This window comes from Allokutzneria sp. A3M-2-11 16, assembly GCF_024213555.1.
In the GTDB taxonomy this organism is placed as follows: domain Bacteria; phylum Actinomycetota; class Actinomycetes; order Mycobacteriales; family Pseudonocardiaceae; genus Allokutzneria.
The window spans coordinates 2,650,192-2,666,037 of the sequence record NZ_JANAVO010000001.1 but is presented as its reverse complement, the minus strand read 5'-3'; the positions used below and the strand labels follow the sequence as shown (position 1 = coordinate 2,666,037).

The window sequence follows — 15,846 nt, the reverse complement described above, 5'->3', positions numbered from 1 at the left end:
CCACCCCTTCCTAGGCCGCGTCGGAGATGGCGCGCAGCGTCGCGAAGGCTTTGCGCTTGATCTTGTTCACCGCTTGTTGGGTCATGCCCAGTACCCGCGCGGTGTCCTTTTCGGACAGAACGGGACCGCCGAAGCCACACAGCAAGTCGATCACCTCGCGCTCGCGTGCCGACAGGTGTCCGGCCGACCGCAGCACGCGGGCCGTCTCGATCGCTTCCACGCGGGCGAGCGCGTCTTCTGCCGAACGGTCGGGCATGGACTCGGCGACGGTGTAGCCGGACTGCGTCGGGATGCGGTGCTCCACGGGCGCGGATCGCATCCGGTCGTGGATCTCCCAGAACGTCGCCAGGGTCCAGCCGAAGTGTTCCCGAGCGAAGATGGCGGCGGCGGTGATGTCGTACTCGCCGTGCTCGTCGGCGGTCTTGGTCAGCGCCTGGCGCAGCTTCTGCGCGAACCGTCCCGGATCGCTGGGCTTGCCAGGGCTTTGCGTGCTCGCGACATTGCGCAAGTGCCCCAGTACCGCGCGTCCGAGATAGGGACCGATCTCACCGCCGAATGCGTCGCGGATTTTCCCGTTCCGCGCATCGGTGATCAGCCTTTCGGCGCCCTCTTGGTGAAGGTCCTCTCTGTCCATTGCGGACCCACCAGCGGCCTTCGTCGCGACCGAGTCCAACTTCCCCGCCATCCGGACGTAAAGCGCCGTCTCCGCCGCCCGGTCGCCGTCCACGACCGCGTCCAGCAGCTCCCTGTTCGTCCGCGCGTCGGCGTAGCGCTCTGCGGCGGCCGTGGAGCGCGCCAGCCGCGCGAGCAGGCGTGGCAGCGCGGTCCCGCTGTCCGACAATCCATGACGAATGTCATGCAGGAATGCCGTCGTCCTATCTGCGCCGTGCGCAGTCCCCACCATCGATGTTGTCCTTCTGCTTATGGGAGCCCCCCGGCTCCTCTCCCGCGAATCGCGACGCTACATAGAGACCCCGACACTCTCAATCGATCCGTGGTCGTTCGGGGTCAGCACGGAGGATGATCACCAATGGCACGTGTAACGGTAACTCTCCGTACCCATAAGTCCGCTATCGGCACGTCAGAGCATTGCTCCCTAAAAAGGGAACAGGCTCCGAAGCTACGCCGATCGGGTAATGCGCGAGTCTTTGCGCCGAACAAGCAGCGCTCGCCGGAGCGTCGCTGCTCGTGCTGTATGTCACATACCGACTGGTATGTGAAGATGTGGTCACCCTGCGCATTCCCGTACTGGCACGGTGGCGTACCGGTGCTGGGCTGCGGTAACGGCAGCAAGGGCGCGTTCGACGTGCAGGACTGCCTGTGCCACGGAGGTTCGTGCTGCGCACAGCTCCGGAGCCACGCCGGAGGCAAGTCGGGCGAGCACGAGCGCTTCCACGGGACGGCTGACTCCGTCGACGATGACGGGAGGAACAACGTCGGGCCGCTCGGTCGCTACGGCGTCAGCAACCGGAGCAGCGCGCAGGAACGCGGCGGTTCCGCGAGCCAGCCGCGAAGCAATGTCGTGAAAGGAATCAGTTCGCAAGGACAAGGTTATTTCTCCTCTACAGCGTTCTCTGCGTGGGCGATAGCCGCAAGCTCTTCTGTCATGGCGAGATAGTGAACAGCCGCACTCAATGAATCCGGACAGTCGTTGAATAGCCCTAGCGCGGAATTGCACGACTGGCACAGCAGCGCGCGGACGGTGCCGGTGATGTGGTCGTGGTCGACGCACAGGCCACGCGGGAGCGCGTCCTCGTGGCGTCCGCAGATGGCGCACCGGTAGTGCTGGGCCGCCCGCAGGTCGTCCACCACGGCGATGTTGATGCCGTACCGGGTGCGGTAGCGGCGGTCTCGGTCGGCGTCGCGCTCGCGCTGCGTGCGAGCAGCCATCCGCGCGAGTGCCGCCGCGCGGTTGGCCTGGTGGTATCCCGCCCGGCACGGCGAGCAGTACGGGTGTCGGCCGTCCGGGCGAGTCCGGTCGCGCGGGAAGGCGGTCACCGGCCGCGTGGTGCCGCACTTGCGGCAGTTCTTCAGCTCGTCCAGGTCCGCCACTGCGCGATCACCTCCGGGTCGTTGTCCTCCAACGGCTTCAGCTCCGCCGCGAGCCAGTCCGCGAGCGGCTTGCCGCCCTTGCGGAGGTTGCAGTCCGCGCACGCGGGGACGAGATTCCACGGCGCGTCATCGCCTCCGGCCACCAGCGGCCACAGGTGGTCGATGTGCTCCGACGCGGTGCCGCAGTAGACGCACCGATCCCGGTAGACACGGCGCAGCCACGGAAGGTCGACCGGGACGGAGTGCGCTTCCCGTTGTGCGGCACGGGTTTCGTTCCCTCTGGTGCGTTGTCGGTCGCGGTAGTTCGGGAAGACCCGCCACGCCTGGTCGGCGAACTCGCGGAGGTAGTGCTCCGAGCGGGCCGCGAGCGCGGAAAGCAGGAGCTCCGCCGTGGCGTGTTGTGGTGTGCACGCCAACGGTGTCAGGCATTCCGCCCGCAACGTCACGAAGTGCGCCCGTGCCTGTTCGATCCGGCGCGTGATGTCGCCGTAGGCGTAGAGCGTCGCTCCGGTCTCCTCCCGGCGTTTCGTCTTGTAGTGGGCGGTGGTGTGGTCGCGGCACAGCAAGAGCTGACGCGGCCATGCCGGGACGGCCTTCACTTTCTTCGTTGTGCCGCAACGGGAACAGCGCAAACAGACCCCCTTGTGGTGGTTGGTGTCAGAGCGGGGCTCCGTAGAGCGAGCCCCAGGAGTAGCCGCCGATCTCCAGGTCCGTGAACAGCGGTACCCCGAAGAAGTCCGGGACCGTCATGGCGTCGGCGATCTCCCGCCCGACGTCGGCCGCGATATCGGCGGGCGCGGTCCACACGACTTCGTCATGCACGGGCAACCGCAGGTACGGAGTGAGACCGCGCTCGTCCAGGCGGAGAAGCGCCTCCGCGAGCACGTCCCGCGCGGTCGACTGGACCATGTAGTTCACGGCCGCGTACAGGCGTCGTCGGTCCAGCGGGAGCACGCGGCCCGCCGGGGTGATGACTTCCCGGCATCCGTACTCGGCGCGTTGCACGAGCCGCCGCGAGTACCGCTTGATCCCCCGGTAGACGCGGTCGTACTCACGCAGCGTCGCCCGCACCTGCTCCAGTGGCGCACCGGTCTGCCGCGCGAGGGTGTCCGGCCCACCGCCGTAGACCTTCCCGAAGCCGACTCCTTTCGCGATCTTCCTATGCCCCTTGGTGAAAGCGGGGCCGAAGATGAGTTCGGCGGTGTAATCGTGGAGGTCGTGGCCGTCGTGGATCGCTTGGCACATCACGGGATCACCGGAGAGTGCCGCGAGGATGCGCATCTCCACGGCCGCGTAGTCCACGCCTCCGACGACCCATCCGGGGAAGTCGGCGACCAGGGCGCGGCGGATGACCCAGTCCCCGGAGGGAAGCTGTTGCAGCGGTGGCCGTGAGATCGACATTCGCGCTGTGCGTGCCTTCAACGCCGTGATGCTCGGGTGAATCCGGTCGTCGGCATCCCGGCGGGACAGCATCGCGTCGGCGTAGGACACGCGCCACTTCGCGGCACGCTTCGCCCGGAGCACCGCCTCCGCCAAGAGGTTCGGCTCTCGCGCTCCGACACGCTCCCAGTCCCGATCCAGGTCCGCGAGCGGCTTCAACACCTCCTTGTCGACTTTGAGTGCGCCCGTGTCGGTGGTCTCGGTCAGCGTCTCGCCCATGCCGACCAGCGCGGCCGACACCTGTGCGGGTGCGTTGACGGAGGTAACTCCGAACTCGGCCGCGACTCCGCCCCACTGCGTGGCTTCGCCCGCCAGGCGGATACTCAGCTCCGAGAGGTACCCGGGGTCGACGCGGAACCCGCGTGCCTCGATCTTGGCGCACACCAAGGCAACCGCGTGTTCGAACTCGGCGAGACGACCGAATCCGCGCACGGCGGCTTCGGCCGAGAGCGAGTGGTACAGCCGCGCGCCCAAGATGACGTCGAGGCCCGCGTACAGGGTGTAGAGCGGGTGGTGAAGGTCGATTGCGGCCCACCCGGTGTCCTTGGTGTGTCCGATCTCCCGGAACGCCGCATACAAGCCCGTGGCGGTGTCCGGCGCGTCGGAGTCAACGCGTTGTGCGGCAAGGGCTTTGAGGCTCATCCCGGTGCCGCCGTCTTCGGGGCCGCGCGGGTCGCACAGGTGCGCGAGAATGGTCGTGTCGGTGACGCGGGACCACAGCGAGTCCAGATCCACGCCCAGGTGCCGGGCGGCAATCAGCGCGTCGAAGGTGGCGTTGTGGACGGTCAACCGAGGGTGGTCGTTGAGCATGTCGACCACGGCGCGCGCGGCCAGCGAACGCCGGGGCTCCGGGACTTGGTGGGCATCGACGGGGATCACCCACGCGTCGGTCTCGGTGCCGAACTGGGCGAGCCGAAGCCGGAAGCCCGGGGCGTAGATGTCGGTGGATGTCGTCTCGGTATCGAAGGCCACTACACGGGACCGGACCGTCTCCGTCCACGCGGTGAACGCCTCCACGTCTTCCCGCGTCTCGACTACCCGGATCGTGGTTGCTTCACCGGCCACGCGGTGTGTCCGTACCCGCACATGCCTCCCGAATGCTGTTGGTGGACAACGCAAACAGGGGCCGCACCCGACGCGATGTCCGGTGCGGCCCACTGAATCCGTTGGTGCTAGGTGAGTTCGTTCGGTCGCGCCTTGCGCACGCCACGCAGCACGACACCTCGCGCCCGCCGCGTCACGCCGACCTTGCGTGACTCCAGGTTCCGGCGGAACGTGATCTTTCCCCACGGCCGTGTCTGCCCGCCCTGTTCGACGTCGATCCAGTCCAGGTAGGCCGTGAACGCCTGATCAAGCGGGATCTCCGCGTCTGGGTCACGGACGAGCACCCCGGGGAGGAAGCCGTCCAGGGAGTCCGATGCGCGGCGGTACTCCGCCACGGCGGCCCGGACACTGGCCGGTTCGGCGAGTCCGTCCGTGTACCACTCCACGGCACCCCGCACCGCCCACGCCAGGATGCCGGGCGCTTCAGCGAGCAGCCTTCCCGCGAGACCGGAATCCCGTTGTGCCGCAGTGAACTCCCGACTGAACGGAATCAGACGGGTCCGCCGCCAGAATCCGTCATCTTGCCCGCGCACGTCCGGCTTGTAGTTCGTCGCGAGTACGAGAAGTGCTTGCGGGGTAAAGACGAACTGCCCCCGGTACAGCTCCCGGGCAACGACCGGGTCACCGGCGGTGATCTGTTTCAGCAATGCTTCGTTCAGGCGCAGCCCATCACTGAGTTCGGAGAGCACCGCCAGGCGCACACCGCGTAGCGCCGCGAGCGCCGGATTCGGTGCTCCGGGATCGAAGCTGCGCGTGTAGGCGATGGCGGCTTGCGACAGGTGCCCGGTGATCCCGGCGAAGACCTCCGCCACCGTGTTGACGAACACGCTCTTGCCGTTGGAGCCGTGCCCGTAGAGCAACGCAAAGGCGTGTTCTCGGGTCTCGCCGGTGATGCCGTAGCCGATCAGCCGCCGCATGAAGGCGGGCATCTCCGGCTCGTCCGGGAACACCTCCTCAAGGAATGCCGTCCACCGTGGACAGTGCGCGTCCGGGTCGAAGTCGAGTTCGACCAGGCGCGTGAGCCGGTCTTCCCGGCGGTGCTCGCGCAGCTCCCCCGCGCGCAAGTCGATCGTGCCGTTGGCGACGGTCAGCAAGTGCCGGGTCGCGTCGAACTCGGCGACGTCGGCGGCGGTGATGGTGCGCAGGTGTTCCAGGGCCGCGCGTATCCCGGCGTCCATGTGCATTCGCCGTGTCCGCTTGACCGCGTCGGCGTACTCGCGCGCCTGCTCCTGCTCGTCACGAGAGCCTTTGCGGTCGCCTCTGGGCATCGCGGCCAGCTCCGTGCGCATGGTGTCGGCGACCCGGTGCCCGATCGCGCGTTCGCGGGTGGTGCTCATGACCCGCCACACGCGGCCGTCCCAGGTCAGGAAGCCGACGCCGTCCACGTGCGCGGTGTCCTCCCCGACGATGCGTAGCGCCAGGCGTGCGTTCGCGATGTCGGTTCCCTGCATGGATTTCCCCTCCCCACGTGTCGTTGTCGGCGTGCTCTTGGTGGTCGTTGGCGTCCACGGCGCGGCGTCGGCCACGGCCTCGTGCAGTGCGCGGGGGAAGCCTTGCGGAGCCGTCTCGCGCCACGCGGTCAGGTCTTCGTGCTCCGGCGGAACCGCGAGCACCCGCGCCGTGATCCCCAGGCTGGCGAGATTCGCCGCGAGCGCGTCCACGAACGCGGTTCCCGCCTGGTCGTTGTCGCCCACGAGCACGACTTCCCCGGCGTCCGCGCGTGCCGCGATCTCCTGTGCTGTCCGCTGTGCGCGTGCGACACCGGAGCCCCGGACCGCCACGGCGGTGTATCCGGCGGCAACGGCCGTGAGCGCGTCGCCTGGTCCCTCGGTGACGAGCACCGTGGGGAAGCTGTCCGCGACCCGGAAAACCCCGACGCCGCTCCAGCGCATTCCCTTGGGAGAAGCGAGGTTGAGCCATCGGGCAGGGCACGCCCCGGACAGGTCCCGTCCCTGAAGTCCCCGTGTTACGCCGTCCCAGTCCGCGAACGGGACCACGAGCCGGGGGTGAGCGGCGTAGCCGGTCGTGCGGTAGTCACGGGCGCGTCCCACTGACACGGTGCCGTCGTCGAAACCAAGCCGGAGTTGCCGCGCTATGTCGGCTGTGACGCCAAATCGTCGCTGTACGTAGGTCTGTGCGTCGGAGTTCGCGTAGGTGTTCGTCGCGGCGGTGACGTATACCGCGAGCGCGGCCACGGCCGCCGGGTCGACGTCGGTCGGCTCCGTGCCGGTGACGGTCGCGACGCCGTCCACGTCGAAGAGCGCGCTCGCGTCCAGGTCGACCGCGCGGAGCACGTCGGCGGTGGCGCAGCCCGCGCGGCAGTACAGCAGCGCGCGGCGGTCCGGGGTGAGCGAGACGTACAGCGACGGGCGCCCGTCCTCGTGTGCGGGGCAGTGCACGAGCACCCCGCCGGGCTCGTCGGCCACGGTGCCGCGTCCTAGCCGACCGAGTAGCCGGTCAATGTGCACTCGGCTCCTTCCTGTTGGCAGCAAAGGGAAAACGCCCCGGAGCATCCGCGTGGGGCGCTCCGGGGCGTTCGGTCAGGCCGGGCCGGTGATCGCGATCTCCGGGCGGTGGTACTCCACGTCGCGGCCCTTCTTCGTCGTGTACTGCACGTGGACGAGGCGCAGCTCCGCGCGAACCGGGCCGTCCGCGTCGGCAAGCCTGCTCTCCAGGTCGGGGAGGTCGTTGACCAGCGACCACGATCCGGACCCGAAGAGAAACAGTCCAAGGTCGGGGTCGTCGGCAAGCCGGAACTTGAGGCTGATGTCCGGTTTCGGTCCCTTGCCGGACTTGGCCAGGTCCTTGCGATCCTGAAGGGATCGCGGGCATCCGCAGGGCTCGCCCCGGTCGTCATCGGCGAGCGAGTACATGCCGTCACAGACGTGGATCGGCCCTTGGAGGCCGAACAGGGTCATCCTGGCGCGGAGGCAGTCGGCCGACTCGATCACGATCGGGACGACGGCCGTGGTCGTCAGGACCTGGTGGACGTCCGCGCGGTCGGTGTCCCACTCCTCCGGCTCTCCGCCGAATAGCGCGGCCACGCGGTCGGCGACGTCGGGGTCATCGGTGGTGACGCGCCACTCCGAGAGTGCGACCGGCCGCCGCCCTGCCAGCATGCCGCCCCGGAACCGGCCGACGATGTCGTCAGCGAAGGTGTTGCGGCTCTTGCGTTTGGCGTCGGGGTCGGTCTCGAAAATGCGCAGGCTCAAACGAGCACCTTTCTGTTGGTATGTAAGGAAGAGCGAGTCAGTGTGAGGCGCGGCGCTGTGAGCCGGTCGTGGACTGGGAGTCGAACAACGGCGTCCCGACCACGGACTTGGACTCGGTGTGCACCCACTCGAAGATCCGGCGGAGATCCAGGAACCGCGCGAACACGTCGTCGTCCGCGCGGACTGGGACGAGCTTCCAGCCCTCTGGCCGGACGTGGAACACCGCGTTCGCGGTGATGTCTGGGATCGGGACGGTGTCGCCGGTCTGCGTGACGATGTGGTCGGCCCGCCCATACGCGGCCAGTTGCAGCGCAACGGAATCGTGGACCCCAGAGCGCGTGGACTTCGCGTCCAACATCACCGTTTCGCCTTCGATCTCGGCGATAGCGTCGAAGCTCCCGGCGTAGTGGTGGGTGTCCGACCACACCGTGTCCTCGATGTGCAGGAAGCGCGGCTGAAAGCGGTCAAGGAACTCGTCGATGCACCGGAGGTAGGGCTCCATGTCCGGGTGCTGACGGCCGATGCGGTCGCCTCGCGCGCGCTTCTCGAACAGGTTGTGGAACTCCGTGCCGATGTCGGCCGCGTCGGAGGTGAACCGTTGCGGCGCCCGCTTCAGGTAGTCGATCGCACCGCCGCGATCACCGTTCACGAGCAGTTGGACCACGGCGCCGATGTTGTCGGCCGCCGTCTCGGCCGTCACCTTCGAGGCCCAGAACGTCAGGAAGGGCTTCGGAAGCATGTCGATCACCGACGTGACGCCGGGGACCTTCTCGCGGGTCTCCGGATGCACGTAGAACCGTGATCCAGAGCGCTTGATCGTGCTCAATCCAGCCAGACATTCCCCCAAGGTTCCTTGTATGACTTCGTCACTGAACACACCGCCCGCAGACGGGTGATTCACAACCAAGAGTGACCCGAGTCACACAAGGAACCTTGGTGTTCCCAGAACAGGAAACAGCCCCGAAGCCGGGGGTCCGGACGCTCGGGGCTGGATCACGCCACGCGATCTAGCTGCGCTTGCGCGCCTTCCTCTTGCTCACCGCAGGGGTCTTCTGTTCGCCTGCCGTGGTCTCGCCGTCAGGCCCGTACACCTTGCACTCGATGAGGTAGAGCGAATCGGACATGATGCCGATGAAGTCCACCGTCGCGTTGAGGTCCGCGCGGATCTCTCCGGCCACCTCGGGCGTCAGGTCTCGGTAGGCGATGACGTCTTCGACGCGACGGTGCAGTTCGACCCAGGACCGGAAGTGTGCGATCTTGGCGCGGAGCGCGTGCGCGTCGTCCACGACCGGGGAACTGAACTGCCGACCGAACTCGGCCACGCTGCGCAAGGCTTCGCGTTCCCCGGTGCGCTGTTCCTTGCGGCGGTCGTCTTGGCTGCCCTGCTTGATCCCGTAGGTGATGCAGAGGTTCTTGTAGGCGCCCAAGTCGCCGTCGACGGAGTCGAGCAGGCGCCTCCGTACTTCCTTTTGCGTGTGGTAGCCCAGCGCGCGCAGCAGCGCGGCCCGGTCTTCCGTTCCCCACGCAAGGTCGTTGATCGCGCCGACGGTCTTCTTGTAGAGGTGACTGCGGCCGGTGTAGTCGGTGCGCCCGTCGAACTCGAACAGCTCGCGGAGGTCAATCGCGCGTTCCGCGTACTGCTTGTTCGCGGCGGTCGTTGGGTCGCGCCGGACCTTCTTCGCGGCCTTCAGCAGCTCGTCCGCGCGGGAGCGTTGCTGCCCGGTCAGGCCGAGTTCATCGAGCGACACGAGGTGCTCCCTGGCTAGGCGAAGGTGCCGGGTGGCGACGCTACCACCCGGCACCTTGGCATTCTCGCTCACGCGGCGGCGTCCTCGCTGTCCTCGTGCCGGAACGGCTCACGGCATTCTCCGCACAGGATCGGCCGCCGCGCGAGCCTTCCCGGCGAGATCGGGAACGGGTCCGGCTCCGAGCATCCGCACACGGCGTTGGGGCGCTTGCCGCCCTTGGTGCCGCCCCGGCTTCCGCGTCCACCCGTGGGCGTCGTGCCGGTCGTTCCCGTTCCACCCGCCCCGCCCACGGAGACGAGCAGCGCCTCCAAGTGCGCAAGCCGTGCGGTTTCCAGACACGCGATCGTGTCGGCGTAGCGCTGCGCGGCGTCGTCGGTGATCTCCACTGCGGAGAAGCCGATTGTCGGATGCGGCGCCTTGCCCTCGGGCCAGGCGTCGCCCAGCTCCTCCGCCGCACGGAGGAAGGTCTTGTTGTGACGCCCGTTGATGTTGGTGCCCTTCTCGCCGCGCGCGTAGTTCAGGCCGTGCGCGGCCTCATGCAGGAGCGTCTGCATGATCCGGCGGCCCGGCATCCCCAGAAGCTCACCAGCGACGAACAGCTCTGGCTTGCGCGCGGTCTCGTCTCCGTCCTTCCAGCGCTCAGCCCAGAAGTGCCCCCACTTGGCTTTCTTCGCCGCGAACCCAGCTCCGGTCACGACCACCACTTCGGGAACCTCCGGGTGGTGGACGCGGATCTCCTCCCACGCCGCCTCGATGGCGGTCACGATCCGGGACCCCGCGTTACTCATGCCTACCCCCTCCGTCACAGCCAAGGCGCCTTGGCACACTCAAGGTATACCAAGGCGCCTTGTATGACTACGTCCGTTGTGGTGCACACCACAACGGACAGGAAGTCAACGCGGGTCGGCCGATGCCTTCACCGCACTCGGGGTTCCGGTGTCGCCGGTCTTGATCGAGGCGACGGAGGTCAGCACGGAGAGCACGGCGGCCATGCCCGCGACCGACAGGGCGGCGGTCCACGGGGCGTCCAGGATGCCCACGGTCGACGCGCCCAGGGTCGCGGCGGCGGTCTGGGCGAAGGTCTTCACGGCGCGCTCGAACGCGGCGAGCCAGAACAGTGCAGTCCACATAGGAAGAACTCCTTCGAGTTGTGATTTCACGGGGATGGAAACAGCCGACTAGAGGTCGGCATTCTGGAAAGCGTTGTGTATCAAGGGGTTTCGGTGGACGGTTCCTTGCCGGTGACGATGACGCGGACGAGTGAGTCCTGCATTGCCTGTCGCACAGCGGCTTTCAGCTCTTCCGGGTCGATCCCGGAGCTGGTGCCGACCGCTTCGGCGAGCTTGTCCACGGCGGTGCGGAGTCCGGCGACTTCCTGCTTGAGCACGTAGCCGTGGGCTTCGGCGAAGCGGGCGAAGTCCATGCGTCGCACGGGGGTGGTGCCGTCCACGGCGGAGGGCTCCATTCCCTCGGGGTACTGGGCGGCCTGCCAGGCGGCGGTGTTGGTCAGGCAGTGCCAGACCCACGCGGGGTGAGCAATGGACGGGTCGTGCGGGTGGATGAGCACGCGAGCCCAGACGGCTTCGGCGACTTCTTCGACAGAGGGCATATCGTCTCCTTCAAGGATTTCCTGTGTGCGGGAACGGAATCCGTTCATTCCCCCGGGCCAGTTGCCCGGGTCCCACTTCCCAATCGAGCTGTATTCGCCGTGCCCGATGAACCGGGAGGCGTTCAAGCCGAGATGTCGCAGAATCGCGGCGACCATGCGCGGGTAGGCGTCGTGCTGGGCCGACGTCCAGTCGCCGTAGCCGGTCGACTCCGCCTCGATGCCGACCAGATGGAAGTTCCCGTTGTCACGGGGTATGCCCGGGTAGACGCCTTTGCCCGCGTGCCAGGCGACACCGGCCGCGATCACGAAGACCTTCCCGGACCGGCCTAGTCCGAGCTGCGCGAGCGGACCGGCAAGGTTCTTCCGCCCATGGACCACGGTCCCGAGAGAGGGGTAGTCGCCGCTCGCGGGTCCGGCGGTGTGGTGGCCCATCACGCCCCACACGTTCTTGAAGCGGCCGTGTCCACGAGTGCGCCACCCGTCGATCTCAACCACGTCCAAGCCCGCGTCTCGAAGGACATCGGGAAGCCATGTCAGGTATCCGTCAGCTATCGGAACTCCTTTCGCTATCTCGCCTTTCGGCAAGTCGTGGAGGTGGCGACCAAGTCCAACGGTCGTCGTGCACCGCGACGCGTTCCCGGATGTGCGCTATATCGCGGCTGATCTCGTCCAAGCGCGCGGTCATCGGCGCCAGGGCGGTGTCGATCGCGCCCGACACCGCGCCGGGGATCGCATCGCTCTGTGCGGCAACGGCTTTGCGTGACTTGCGCAGGGACAGGTAGAGCGGGCCGGAGGTCACCACGGTTCCCGCGAGCGCGATCAACGCAATCCAGAGTGCGTCACTCAGATATGGATCTCCTTACTGGTAGCCGAAATCCCGCGTCGGCGTAGGCCATTCACCCGGACTGTCCGTCCACACGGGAGGATGCGCGGTGTCAGAACTGCGGGCGCTGGGCGCCTCGGTCGCCGGGTATCCGCCGACATCAGAGCCGGGAATCAACGTGCCCTCTATCGACGCGGTCGGGAAAGCGTTGCGGGGAGCCAGGAACACGTACTCCGGCTCTTTGAAGTAGACCGGGTACCGGTTGTCGGTCGTGCGCAGCCAGGCGACCATGAACTCTGTTTGCTGCCCGGTGAAACCCTTGCGTTGAGCATCGGCGGAGAAGTCGTCATCACGAGCGTTGATGATCTTCTCGGCTGTCACGGTCGTGTTGAACAGGATCTGTCCGCGCCGGATCACCTGCTGTGCGGAGGTGTCGGACCACTGGTCGACCGGCATTCCGTGTAGCCACGCGATTTCGAATACGTGGTGTCGGTAGTCCCCGGGGCCGCCGGTCAGGTTCCAGCGGCGGGTTTCCCGGGATGCTCCGGCCATGTCGGAGCGAAGGTGGACCATCGCCCCCGCTCCGTTGAACAGCGTCACCACGAACCGCGCGACCAACACCGGGTACCGAGGGTTCACCAATGATGCGGCGTAACCGACGTGTGTGGTCGGGCGGGAGGTCCCGCCATCGCGGTCCATGTAGAAGGTGCGGGTTTCCTCACTGTCGTTGGTGGACAGTGCTTGCCGGTAGGACAAGGAACGGTCTCCGCGTTCCAGGGCGGAGATCCGCTCGTCGAGTTCCCGGAAGTTCGCTCCCAGCGACGGCGGTAGCGAGGGGTTAGACATCGGCGAAGACCTCCATCGGAGCGACGGTGAGCGTGGCGTCATCGGCTCCGGCGTCGTCTACGGACACCGCGATCTCGGTCACCCGCCACGTCCCGGCGATGAGGACGAGCCCGTACCCGCCGGTTACCGCGACCTGGTCCCCGACCGCGATCGAGTCCAGGCCGGGAAGGGCGTCGGGGTACAGCTCGATCTTGGGCAGCACCACAGGATGGGAGCCTTGCCGAACGATCCGGTCGGCTTTGCCTTGCAGCGTCGGAAGTTCCTTCACATCGGAGTACGAAGCGACTTCCTCCAAGCGCGGGTGCACAAGCGACGGCCGGTCACTGGTCGTCCAGAGCTGTTCGTCTCCGTCTCCCGCACCGGAGGCGAGTGCGAACGTGGAAAGACTCTTTCCACCTACCGTCGCGGAGAGGATCGAGCAGTTCTGTCCGTCCACAAGCGACATATCGCGGTCGCGTCCGGTGCGCGGGTAGTCGATGACGAAGCGCACTGCGAGTTCGTCCGCGTCTGGCCCGGACCACTCGGCGCGGAAGGCGAAGTCGAAGCCGTCGATGACGTCAGCGAGCTGCTCCACGGCTTCGCCGATGGACTTCCGCTCGGACTCCTTGTAGGTGCGGTCGCGGGCGACGCCGGTCATCTCGCGCCCGTACTCGATCATGCCCAGCCGCGAGCTCGGTCCGTAGGTTCCCGCGTGCTGCAACAGGTCTCGGGCGATGTCGGCTTGATCCCAGTGGATGTATTGGCGGCTGGTGTGGATGTGTCGTCGCCGGAAGTAGCTCAGCCAGCCTTCGCACTCCAGGGTGAGCGTGCTCGTGGTGTAGTCCGGTGCGGCGTCCCAGAGCAGCCCGGACCACACGATCCGGCCGTGGCGTTCGATGTAGAGCGCGGTCGCCGCTCCGGGAACGAGGCTCTGTGCGGTGACGTGCGAGACGCCGGGGTCCAAGTCGGTGGTGAGCTTCGCGGAACCCGGGGCGTTCAACACGGTGGTGTAGCTCAGGTCGGAGAACGGGAGTTCGCCGTGGACGTAGCCCGAAAGCACGTCCTGAAACAGCACGCGGTACGCCGGATTCCCCTTCCTGCTAGGCGATTTTCCACACGAGGAAGCGGGTCAGGAAGTTGGTCGCGATCTTCACGCCCTCGGGCGTCGCGGTATCGGTGATGATCCCGAGTGACTGACCGCGCGTCGCCTCGATCGCGCCGGACACGCCCCAGAACTGCCATTGCCCCGCCGGGTTCGCGGCCCACCCCGCACCTTCCTGTCCTGCGATCGCTTCCCGGCTCCCACCCACTTCCGCGCTGTACTTGCACAGCAGCGCGGCCGTCCGGAACATCTGCGCTTGGCCGGTACCGATGCGCTCCGCCGCGAACGACGCGGAGTACCCGTAGATCCCGGTCTCCGGAACGCGCACCCGTGTGGGGTTGGTGGTGCCGCCCCACATCCCGTCCGGGTCGCGCAGCGCCTGTGTCCAGGTGGCTTCTTGTTGGTGGGTAACGGTGTATCCGCCGGGCCGCGCCAACGCGACGGCGTAGGTTCGGCGTTCGGTCAGCCGTTCCCACGCGTTCCCGGAGTGCGCGTAGGTGACGCCGTTCCCGGCGTCGGTCCACACCCGCCCCGGGACCGGGGTCGGCAGGCTGCGCCCATAGAGCACGGCGCCGGAGATGAGCTGTTGTCCCTCGCTCAACCGAAGATCGGTCGACTGGACCGGCCGTGCGGCGGACTCGGCGAACACCCGGAACTCGCGCAACAGCAACGCGCCGGAGACGACGGGGCGTTTCGGTTCGGGCTCCGGGGTCCCGGTCTTGATCTCCAGGAACCAGCGCCCGGTGTCGGTGGCCGTCGCGGGCGGGACCGCGTAGGCCACGAGCAGGTCAATGCGGTCTCGGGTGGCGTGCGGTGGGGTGATCGGCAGCGTGGTCGACGTGGTCGCCTCCGTCAGGTACACGCCCGTGTGCTGCGCGGCCGGAGGGGGAAGCGCGGCCCGTCCCCCGCTGACCGTCGCGGCGTAGTCCGAGCCGACCGTGACGGCAAAGTCGCCGATCCCGAGCACGCCGGGGGTGTCGGCAAGCAGCCCGGACAGGACGCGGCGGAGCGGGTCGGCGTGGTACTCGGTGCCGTCCACGAGCATGGGCGGGAGCGGCATCTCCACAGGTGCCAGAGGTCTACCTCCATCTCGATCAGATCCAGGTGGACGACCACCAGGCGGTGAGGTCCGGCTCCCCGGGTTCACCGGGGATGCGGTAGCCGGACAAGCCGAACTCGGCTGTGCCGGGCGCGAGGTGAAGCCAGGTGTTCCGGGTCCCCGGGGTCAGCCAACGCGGAGCGCTTCCGTTCAACAGGACTTCGCGAGTGTCAGTGTCGACGTCCAACCACTGTCCGGCGAGCAGCGTGTACCGCAGCTCCAGGAACTCCCCCGTCCGCAGGTTGGTAACGCGCGGGTCGGTGATCGGCCCTCGGAAGCGGAGTCGCATCGGTGCGGGCGTCGTGCCGTGGTTGGTGGCGCGGATGACTTCCGCCGCCGGGGCCGCGCCGGTTCGCACCGGGAACCGGGTGGGGAAGCGGATTCCGCCTCCGCCGGGCCGCCCCGCCGTGGGCAGTCGAGCTTGCCCGGTCTGCGTGAGCACGTCGTGAATCCACGGTGATGGGCAGTAGATCTCCGCTGTCACCACGGCGTGGTGGTGGACCAGGCTCCACGTGATCGGAGCCGCACGTTTCCGGGTTTTCCCGACCACGTAACGGGTTCCGCTTCCGGCTACGCCGGGGAACCTGAACACCAACGGCGCTGTGTCCGTTCCGGGCGCGAATGCCCGAGCGACCGTGTCCATCGTCGCGGAGAACTCGCGGTCATCGCGGGCGCTGACTTCCACGGACACGGTGATGGTGCGCGGTCCGAGGTAGTCCGTGCCGCTGGTGTCGCCGTGGCGTCCGTAGCGGCGGCGGTCGGCCGTGCGGACATCCGGGGCGTCCAACAGCCCAGCAACTTCGGTGAACGCGGTCGGCCCGTCCGGGGAACC

Annotated in this window: 16 protein-coding genes; all 16 read right to left on the bottom strand. The window is 67.6% G+C overall.

The genetic code is table 11. The features are described 5' to 3' along the window. Positions 1-10: 10 nt before the first annotated feature. Positions 11-904 carry an RNA polymerase sigma factor gene (locus tag NLX83_RS13195; RefSeq protein ID WP_254235112.1) on the bottom strand — a complete coding sequence of 298 codons (894 nt, stop codon included), beginning with the start codon at positions 902-904 and terminating at the stop codon, positions 11-13. 647 nt (positions 905-1,551) lie between these two features. Beyond that, positions 1,552-2,052: an endonuclease domain-containing protein gene (locus NLX83_RS13190; protein ID WP_254235111.1), complete on the bottom strand. Its 501-nt coding sequence runs from the start codon at positions 2,050-2,052 to the stop codon at positions 1,552-1,554. Further along, positions 2,031-2,651: an HNH endonuclease gene (locus tag NLX83_RS13185; RefSeq protein ID WP_254235110.1), complete on the bottom strand. Its 621-nt coding sequence runs from the start codon at positions 2,649-2,651 to the stop codon at positions 2,031-2,033. Before NLX83_RS13185 ends, NLX83_RS13190 begins: the two co-directional genes overlap by 22 nt. Before the next feature lie 58 nt (positions 2,652-2,709). Then, on the bottom strand, positions 2,710-4,557 hold the full coding sequence (locus NLX83_RS13180) for a DNA polymerase (protein ID WP_254235109.1): 1,848 nt from the start codon (positions 4,555-4,557) through the stop codon (positions 2,710-2,712). A 107-nt stretch (positions 4,558-4,664) separates the two neighbouring features. Next, entirely contained in the window at positions 4,665-7,064 is a 2,400-nt protein-coding gene (locus NLX83_RS13175; protein ID WP_254235108.1) for a phage/plasmid primase, P4 family, read from the bottom strand. 72 nt (positions 7,065-7,136) lie between these two features. Beyond that, the gene (locus NLX83_RS13170; RefSeq protein ID WP_254235107.1) at positions 7,137-7,808 is read right to left on the bottom strand and encodes a recombination directionality factor; all 672 of its coding nucleotides are present in this window, start codon (positions 7,806-7,808) and stop codon (positions 7,137-7,139) included. A 37-nt stretch (positions 7,809-7,845) separates the two neighbouring features. After that, positions 7,846-8,634 (bottom strand): hypothetical protein, encoded by a 789-nt coding sequence (locus tag NLX83_RS13165; protein ID WP_254235106.1) that lies wholly within the window; start codon positions 8,632-8,634, stop codon positions 7,846-7,848. A gap of 181 nt (positions 8,635-8,815) precedes the next feature. Next, a complete protein-coding gene (locus tag NLX83_RS13160) occupies positions 8,816-9,556 on the bottom strand; it encodes a hypothetical protein (protein WP_254235105.1) in 741 nt (246 codons plus the stop codon). A gap of 68 nt (positions 9,557-9,624) precedes the next feature. After that, positions 9,625-10,344 carry a hypothetical protein gene (locus NLX83_RS13155; RefSeq protein ID WP_254235104.1) on the bottom strand — a complete coding sequence of 240 codons (720 nt, stop codon included), beginning with the start codon at positions 10,342-10,344 and terminating at the stop codon, positions 9,625-9,627. 105 nt (positions 10,345-10,449) lie between these two features. Further along, a complete protein-coding gene (locus NLX83_RS13150) occupies positions 10,450-10,686 on the bottom strand; it encodes a holin (protein WP_254235103.1) in 237 nt (78 codons plus the stop codon). A gap of 80 nt (positions 10,687-10,766) precedes the next feature. Then, the gene (locus tag NLX83_RS13145; RefSeq protein ID WP_254235102.1) at positions 10,767-11,660 is read right to left on the bottom strand and encodes a peptidoglycan recognition protein family protein; all 894 of its coding nucleotides are present in this window, start codon (positions 11,658-11,660) and stop codon (positions 10,767-10,769) included. Positions 11,661-11,709: 49 nt separating this feature from the next. After that, a complete protein-coding gene (locus tag NLX83_RS13140; protein ID WP_254235101.1) occupies positions 11,710-11,988 on the bottom strand; it encodes a hypothetical protein in 279 nt (92 codons plus the stop codon). A 36-nt stretch (positions 11,989-12,024) separates the two neighbouring features. After that, a complete protein-coding gene (locus tag NLX83_RS13135; RefSeq protein WP_254235100.1) occupies positions 12,025-12,834 on the bottom strand; it encodes a hypothetical protein in 810 nt (269 codons plus the stop codon). Further along, positions 12,827-13,888, bottom strand: coding sequence for a hypothetical protein (locus tag NLX83_RS13130; RefSeq protein ID WP_254235099.1), 1,062 nt, complete (start codon positions 13,886-13,888; stop codon positions 12,827-12,829). Before NLX83_RS13130 ends, NLX83_RS13135 begins: the two co-directional genes overlap by 8 nt. A gap of 25 nt (positions 13,889-13,913) precedes the next feature. Further along, complete coding sequence (locus NLX83_RS13125; RefSeq protein WP_254235098.1) at positions 13,914-14,975, bottom strand: hypothetical protein; 1,062 nt, start codon at positions 14,973-14,975, stop codon at positions 13,914-13,916. Positions 14,976-15,009: 34 nt separating this feature from the next. Next, positions 15,010-15,801 carry a phage distal tail protein gene (locus NLX83_RS13120; RefSeq protein WP_254235097.1) on the bottom strand — a complete coding sequence of 264 codons (792 nt, stop codon included), beginning with the start codon at positions 15,799-15,801 and terminating at the stop codon, positions 15,010-15,012. Between the last annotated feature and the right edge of the window lie 45 nt (positions 15,802-15,846).